This is a genomic window from Thermosynechococcus sp. M98_K2018_005 (genome assembly GCF_015295825.1).
In the GTDB taxonomy this organism is placed as follows: Bacteria; Cyanobacteriota; Cyanobacteriia; order Thermosynechococcales; family Thermosynechococcaceae; genus Thermosynechococcus.
Map to the genome: position 1 here is coordinate 20,559 of NZ_DVEH01000045.1, position 6,874 is coordinate 27,432.

Sequence of the window (6,874 nt, forward strand, 5' to 3'; positions counted from 1 at the left end):
TAAATTTCAACACAGCGTCGGGAAAACCGACTAGACCAATACCGGTTGCCAATCCAACCGTTCGAGGGTACGCGATCGCTCCAAGGCACGCTCAAAGCTGGCCAACTTGGGTTCAATCGTTAGGGGTTGACCAATGTCGTTTTGCACCGCCTCTTGGGTTTTCAGGCCATTGCCCGTGATATAGACCACCGTCACCTCTTCAGGGTCAATTTTGCCCGCTTCCACCAACTTTTTGAGAACGGCAATTGTCGTGCCGCCAGCGGTTTCCGTGAAAATACCTTCCGTTTCCGCCAGCAGCTTAATGCCTGCCACAATTTCTTCATCGGTGGCCGCAGCGATCGCCCCATTGGTTTTGCGGGCAATGTCGAGGGCATAGACCCCATCGGCGGGGTTACCAATGGCAATGGACTTAGCAATCGTATTGGGCTTCACTGGTGCCACAAAATCCCGCCCCTCGGCATAGGCTTGGGCAATGGGAGAGCAGCCCACCGCTTGGGCACCACTACAGCGCACGGGTTTATCAGCCACCAGACCCACTTCCACAAATTCGCGGAAGCCTTTGTAAATTTTCGTAAACAGAGAGCCAGAAGCCAAGGGAGCCACAATGTGGTCAGGAAGCTGCCAGCCCAACTGTTCAATCACCTCATAACCTAGCGTCTTTGACCCTTCCGAATAGTAGGGGCGCAAATTGATATTGACAAACCCCCACCCGTGGGTATTCGCCACTTCCGAGCACAGGCGATTCACTTGGTCGTAGTTGCCCTCAACGGCCATCACCGTTGGCCCATAGATGAGCGTCCCCAAGACCTTACCCGCTTCCAGATCCGCTGGAATAAACACACAGCAATCTAGCCCCGCATGAGCCGCGATTGCCGCCGTTGAATTCGCCAAATTGCCGGTACTGGCACAGGAGACTGTCGTAAAACCCAATTCCCGCGCCCGCGTCAACGCCACCGATACCACCCGATCCTTAAAGCTCAGGGTGGGCATATTCACTGCATCGTTTTTGATGTACAGATGCTTGAGTCCGAGCCGCCGCGCCAGCCGCTGGGCTTTGACGAGGGGAGTCATCCCTGTGCCCAGATCAATCGGGTTGGCCGAGGTCACTGGCAAAAAGGGACGGTAGCGCCAAATGGACTTTGGCCCCGCCTCAATTGTGCTGCGCGTTACGGCTGCCGCCAATTGGCTCAGATCGTACTTCACCTCTAGGGGGCCAAAACAGTATTCGCAGACATGAATGGCTTGGGGTTCGTACTCTGCACCACACTCTTTGCATTTGAGGTGGGTAAAGTAGGCGGTTTCGGTGGTAGAGGTCAACGTTGCGGTCATGGGTCTCAGACTGCCTCAGACAAGTTGCTGACCATCCTAGCAGGGGGCGATCGCCCTGTCAAATATATCCGACTATTTTTATCGGATTTAAATCACCCTAGACATTCTTTCCCTTGGGGATGTGTTCCTAGTCATCGGTTGGTGCTATCTTGAAGCTTTTTAAGACTTCAGCGAATGGGGGTATGCACTGTCACCAGCTTTGTGCCATCGGGAAATGTTGCCTCGACTTGCACCTCTGTGAGCATTTCCGGCACCCCTTCCATGACATCATCACGGCTGAGCAGGGTTGTGCCATAGTTCATTAAATCGGCAACTGTGCGTCCCTCCCGCGCCCCTTCCAAAATGGCAGCAGAAATATAGGCCACTGCTTCGGGATAATTGAGCTTGAGACCCCGTGCTTTACGACGTTCGGCCACAAGAGCGGCAGTAAAAATCAGGAGCTTGTCTTTTTCTTGGGGGGACAGTTGCATCGTTCCTCAGGCTAAACACTCACTTTGGCCTTTATCTTAACTTGTGGCTTTGGTGCCCAGAAAATCAATGAGCGATAAAGTCAGACTGCGACAACACTATCTTGAATGGCGGCAGCACCTGAGCGATCGCGAGTGGCAAGATCGCAGTCAGCGCATTTGTCAGCACTTGCTAGATCATCCCCAGTTTCAATGGGCAACCACGGTGTTGACCTATGTGCCCCATCGCCGCGAACCCGATTTGCGCTTCCTCTGGTCACTCCCGAAACAGTGGGGCTTGCCCCGTGTGGTGGGTCAGGATTTACGGTGGCATTGTTTTAATGGCAAAGAAGACGCTCTCCAGCAAGGACGCTATGGCATTTGGCAACCACCCCCCGAAGCGCCCCCGATTGATCCAGCGTGTGTTGATCTCTGCTTGGTGCCTGCCGTTGCCTGCGATCGCCAAGGGTACCGTCTCGGCTATGGAGCGGGTTTTTTCGATCGCCTCTTTGCCCACCCCGATTGGCAGCACGTGTGTCGCTGGGGAATTGTCTTTGAGTCAGCGGTTCTAGCAGAATTGCCCCGTGATCCGTGGGATCAGCCACTGCAAGCTATCTGCACCGAATCAGGCATCTTGGAGATCAGCTAAAGCCCTAGTTTTGCTAACACCGGCTGCGTTGAAACCACGTGTTTTCTTAAACCCAGTTCCTCAGGACTGAGGCCAAGGGCTAGACCCACCAGTTGCGGCAAATGGAGAATCGGCAAATTGAGGGCAACTCCTACCTGCTGGGCAATTTCTGGTTGACGAGCATCAAGATTTAGGTGACACAGGGGACAGGGGGTGACAATGCAATCCGCACCACTGGCGATCGCGCTCTGGAGTCGTTGTGCCGCCATGGCAAAACTGGCCGCCGTAGCATAGCTGGAAATGGGCCAACCACAGCACTGGGTACGTCCCTCATACACCACGGGGGTAGCCCCTACTGCCTCAAACACTTGTTCCATTGAGGTAGGGTGAATCGGGTGATCAAAGGGCAGCCTCTCTTGGGCACGCAGGAGATAGCAGCCATAAAAGGCAGCGCAGCGAAGTTCAGTGAGGGGACGACGGACGCGATCGCGCAATCGCTCAAGACCCAAATCCCCGACAATTGCCCAGAGCAAATGCTTCACTTCCGTTGTGCCTTGATAGGGAGCACAACCTTGCTGCGTGAGCACTTGATTAATTTCTGCCACGTACTCGGGGCGATCGCGCTGAAAGGTTTTGAGGCGTTCATCCACATGGCCAATCACCCCCTGACAGGTGCTGCAATGGGTCAATAGGGGCAAAGTCAATTGTTCTGCAAGGGCAATGTTGCGGGCATTGACGGTATCTTCCAGCAGCCACGAATTTTCCTTAAATGTACCTGAGCCACAACAACTGGCCTCCTTCAGTTCCACCAGCTCGATATTCAACAGGGGGGCGATCGCTCGCGTTGAGAGGTCTAATTCCCGACAGGCCCCTTGAGCCACACAACCGGGATAGTAGGCATAGCGTAAAGCAGACATACAACTTGAAAAGCTTGAAATCTGCCCCTAGTCTAGCCAATCATCACAATCACTCGTGTGTCCTACTGCTCAGGTATAATCCTAGGATTTAGAAACCAGTCCTTGTTTTTTAGTCAGAAGTCCATGTTACCATAAGCCAATTTCTTGCAGTTCTTTCAACAATCCATGCCATAGGAGTGCTATCTTGCGTTACTTATTTAGTTCGGAGTCCGTCACCGAAGGCCACCCCGATAAGATTTGCGACCAAATCGCCGATACCATTCTGGATGCGCTGCTCACCCAGGACCCCCAGAGTCGCGTTGCCGCTGAGGTTGTCGTGAATACGGGTCTGGTGCTGATTACTGGGGAAATTACCACCAAAGCACAGGTCAACTACGTCAACCTAGCACGGCAGAAAATCCGTGAAATTGGCTACACCGATGCTGAAAATGGCTTTGCCGCCAATAGCTGTGCCGTCATCGTTGCCCTTGATGAGCAATCCCCCGATATTGCCCGAGGGGTGGACACTGCCCAAGAAGCACGGGAACACCTGAGTGATGCCGAATTGGATCGCGTTGGAGCAGGCGATCAGGGCATTATGTTTGGCTATGCCTGCAATGAAACCCCTGAGTATATGCCCCTGCCCATTAGCTTGGCTCACCGCATGGCGCGGCGCTTGGCCGCTGTCCGCAAAACCGGTCAACTTCCTTACCTACGTCCCGATGGCAAAACCCAAGTCACCGTCATCTATGAAGATGGCCAGCCCGTGGGCATTGATACAATTCTGATTTCCACCCAACACACGGCCACCATTGGTGACATCAGCGACGAAGCCGCCGTTCAAGCAAAGATCAAAGCCGATCTATGGGAAGCAGTTGTCAATCCTGTCTTTGCGGATCTGGCCATTAAACCCAATGACAAGACCCACTTTCTCGTTAATCCCACGGGCAAATTTGTCATTGGTGGTCCCCAGGGGGATTCGGGACTCACGGGACGTAAACTCGTCGTTGATACCTACGGTGGCTATGCCCGTCACGGGGGCGGTGCCTTTTCTGGGAAAGATCCCACCAAGGTCGATCGCAGTGCCGCCTACATGGCTCGTTACATTGCCAAGAACATCGTTGCCGCAGGCCTAGCTGACAAATGCGAGTTACAGATTAGCTATGCCATTGGGGTTGCTCGCCCCATGAGCCTCTTTGTGGATACCTTTGGCACGGGTAAACTAGCCCCAGAGCAACTGCTGGAGTTGATTACAACCCACTTTGATCTGCGCCCCGCTGCCATTATCCAAACCTTTGGCCTGCGCCACTTGCCCCAAGAGCGGGGTGGTCGCTTCTACCAAGATGTGGCTGCCTACGGTCACTTTGGGCGTCATGACCTCGACCTACCTTGGGAAAAACTCGATAAAGTCGCCGATCTGCAAGCCGCTGCTGCTCAGTTTCTAAGCGCAGTCTAGGAACATATTGGAATATATTGGGGGGATTTCTCCCCCCTTTGCTTATTGGGTGACTCGTTGCAAGCAGGTTTGTGCCGTCTTGGTGAGCATCTGGCGCACTTCTGGGGTCACATTGGTCTGTACATCTTGACCAATTGCCTGAAATTCTGCCAAGGTCAGCGAGGATTGTAGTTCATTGATCACACAGGTACAGTAGACATTGCCGTATTGCGCCATTTGCGGCACCTGTTGTTGCAGAGCAGTCGTACATTCACTCGTAAATCGGGAAACCACTTCTGGGGGATAGGGAGCGGCGATCGCCCCCCCGCCGAGGGAGACTGCACTTAAAACTGTCAAAGAGATGGATGATTTTTTGAGTAAAGACATTCTTATTATCCCTCGTGTATCACAGTTTCATGCCCATTCCTTATTGACTTCTCCAGTCTAGGCAGGTTCCAGAGAATGTGCTACTTTGGGCGATCGCCACAGCAGGGCAGTCCCGCGATGCGCACCGGCTTGATCCATACTGCCCTACTATAGCGATTCCAATCAAGAATGAGAGATTATCCCCCACAATAATCGCGAATCACCTCATCAATAGAACTGTTTGACCCTGCATACATCTGCTTCAACGCCCTAGATCAGTGGCGCAGCTGTGCGCGGATAGACATCTTCAATGTACTCAGTCAACTGGGGCAAGCTCTTAGAGGAGTCCTTGGGCAATCAGCGATTCGGCAATTTGCACCGCATTCAAGGCTGCCCCCTTGCGAATCTGATCGCCACACAGCCATAGTTCAAGGGCATTGGGTTCAGAAATATCTTGGCGCAGCCGTCCCACTAGCACTGGGTCTTTACCTGTGGCCTCTAGGGGCATGGGGAAATAATTGCGCTGCCAATCTTCAACAAACTGGACTCCTGCGGCCTGTTGCAGGCGAACCCGCGCCTCTTGCAGCGGAAAAGGCTCAAAAAACTCAACATTCAACGCTTCCGAATGGGCACGCAGCACAGGCACACGAACACAGGTGGCCGTCAGCCGCAACTCTGGGGCATGGAAAATTTTGCGGGTTTCATTGACCATCTTCATCTCCTCTTGGCAGTAGCCCTGCTCATTGAGGGGAGAATTGTGGGGAAAGAGGTTAAAGGCCAAGGGATAGGGAAAGGCCTCTGTGCGTGGTGGTTGCCCCTTGAGAATATCGAGGGCTTGATCCTTGAGTTCTTGCATGGCTTTTGCCCCCGCCCCACTGGCAGACTGATAGGTCGCCGCTACAATTCGCCGAATCGGTCGTACCTGATGCAATGGCCATAGGGCAACGGTCATCAAAATCGTTGTGCAGTTGGGATTGGCAATGATGCCTTGGTGTGTTTTTAGATCTTCAGGGTTGACTTCGGGTACCACTAAGGGGACGTTGGGTTCCATGCGATAGGCACTGGAATTATCAATGGCGATCGCTCCCCCTTGGATGGCGATCGGTAGCCACTGTCGCGACACACTTGCCCCCGCTGAAGCCAAAATCAAATCGAGTCCCTTGAGAGTCTCCTCACTCACCGCCTGTACGGGCAGCACTGTCTCCGCAAAAGAGAGCGTTTGACCTGCTGAACGGGGCGAAGCCAACAGCCGCAACTCTGCCACTGGAAATGACCGTTCCGCCAAAATTGCCAAAATTTCCGTGCCAACGGCACCTGTCGCCCCTAAAATGCCAACCCGTAATCCCTGTGCCAACGTTATTACTCCTGAGAATAAGAATCCATTCTACGATTCTTTGGGATTAGGACATAGCAAAGCTTAGCATTTTGGAAATTTTATTGCTGTACCTATAATAGCAATAGCCAATTTCCACAACAGCCTCTGGACTCCCCCACAAGAGTTGCCGGTGGCGCGACTTAATCAATTATCTGGAGGCTGGAATCATGGAAACCCTACAGCAGTTTTGGCAGTTTTCAGGGTGGGCTATCCCTTTGAAAAAGGCTGTGCTACCCGTCACTGTAGCCTTTTGGGGACTGTTGAATAGTGCCGGTTACAGCCAGATTACCCCAGCTACCACTGGAACGGGAACCACCACTATCCAGAATGGCCCACAGATTGATATTGGTGGTGGACAGCTTTCGGGGAATGGCCAAAACCTCTTTCACCTCTTCCGCG

Annotated in this window: 8 protein-coding genes; 3 read left to right on the forward strand and 5 right to left on the reverse strand. The window is 53.1% G+C overall.

The window, feature by feature from the left end; translation table 11 throughout:
- Positions 1 to 30: 30 nt before the first annotated feature.
- Together thrC and ureA are read right to left on the reverse strand one after the other, a co-directional pair.
- Positions 31 to 1,329, reverse strand: coding sequence for a threonine synthase (thrC, locus tag IGQ15_RS06045; RefSeq protein WP_297049738.1), 1,299 nt, complete (start codon positions 1,327 to 1,329; stop codon positions 31 to 33).
- A gap of 167 nt (positions 1,330 to 1,496) precedes the next feature.
- Positions 1,497 to 1,799, reverse strand: a complete 303-nt coding sequence (ureA, locus tag IGQ15_RS06050; RefSeq protein ID WP_297049740.1) for an urease subunit gamma — start codon at positions 1,797 to 1,799, stop codon at positions 1,497 to 1,499.
- Between the two features lie 67 nt (positions 1,800 to 1,866).
- On the opposite strand from ureA, the gene IGQ15_RS06055 reads away from it, so the two are divergent.
- Positions 1,867 to 2,424, forward strand: coding sequence for a 5-formyltetrahydrofolate cyclo-ligase (locus tag IGQ15_RS06055; protein ID WP_297049743.1), 558 nt, complete (start codon positions 1,867 to 1,869; stop codon positions 2,422 to 2,424).
- Here IGQ15_RS06055 and IGQ15_RS06060 read toward each other — a convergent pair.
- The gene (locus IGQ15_RS06060; RefSeq protein WP_297049745.1) at positions 2,421 to 3,320 is read right to left on the reverse strand and encodes a CoB--CoM heterodisulfide reductase iron-sulfur subunit B family protein; all 900 of its coding nucleotides are present in this window, start codon (positions 3,318 to 3,320) and stop codon (positions 2,421 to 2,423) included. The genes IGQ15_RS06055 and IGQ15_RS06060 overlap by 4 nt on opposite strands.
- 184 nt (positions 3,321 to 3,504) lie before the next feature.
- On the opposite strand from IGQ15_RS06060, the gene metK reads away from it, so the two are divergent.
- A complete protein-coding gene (gene metK, locus IGQ15_RS06065; RefSeq protein WP_297049748.1) occupies positions 3,505 to 4,755 on the forward strand; it encodes a methionine adenosyltransferase in 1,251 nt (416 codons plus the stop codon).
- Between the two features lie 42 nt (positions 4,756 to 4,797).
- On the opposite strand, the gene IGQ15_RS06070 is transcribed toward metK, so the two are convergent.
- Both IGQ15_RS06070 and IGQ15_RS06075 read right to left on the reverse strand, forming a co-directional pair.
- Positions 4,798 to 5,121: a hypothetical protein gene (locus IGQ15_RS06070; protein ID WP_297049750.1), complete on the reverse strand. Its 324-nt coding sequence runs from the start codon at positions 5,119 to 5,121 to the stop codon at positions 4,798 to 4,800.
- Between the two features lie 316 nt (positions 5,122 to 5,437).
- Complete coding sequence (locus IGQ15_RS06075) at positions 5,438 to 6,454, reverse strand: aspartate-semialdehyde dehydrogenase (RefSeq protein ID WP_297049752.1); 1,017 nt, start codon at positions 6,452 to 6,454, stop codon at positions 5,438 to 5,440.
- A 188-nt stretch (positions 6,455 to 6,642) separates the two neighbouring features.
- On the opposite strand from IGQ15_RS06075, the gene IGQ15_RS06080 reads away from it, so the two are divergent.
- Positions 6,643 to 6,874: hypothetical protein (locus IGQ15_RS06080; protein WP_297049754.1), on the forward strand; the 232-nt coding region annotated here is incomplete at its 3' end.

Coding starts and splice junctions, on each gene's coding strand:
- IGQ15_RS06055 (WP_297049743.1), top strand. CDS start 1,867: ATGAGCGATAAAGTCAGACTGCGACAACACTATCTTGAATGGCGGCAG.
- ureA (WP_297049740.1), bottom strand. CDS start 1,799: ATGCAACTGTCCCCCCAAGAAAAAGACAAGCTCCTGATTTTTACTGCC.
- IGQ15_RS06070 (WP_297049750.1), bottom strand. CDS start 5,121: ATGTCTTTACTCAAAAAATCATCCATCTCTTTGACAGTTTTAAGTGCA.
- IGQ15_RS06060 (WP_297049745.1), bottom strand. CDS start 3,320: ATGTCTGCTTTACGCTATGCCTACTATCCCGGTTGTGTGGCTCAAGGG.
- thrC (WP_297049738.1), bottom strand. CDS start 1,329: ATGACCGCAACGTTGACCTCTACCACCGAAACCGCCTACTTTACCCAC.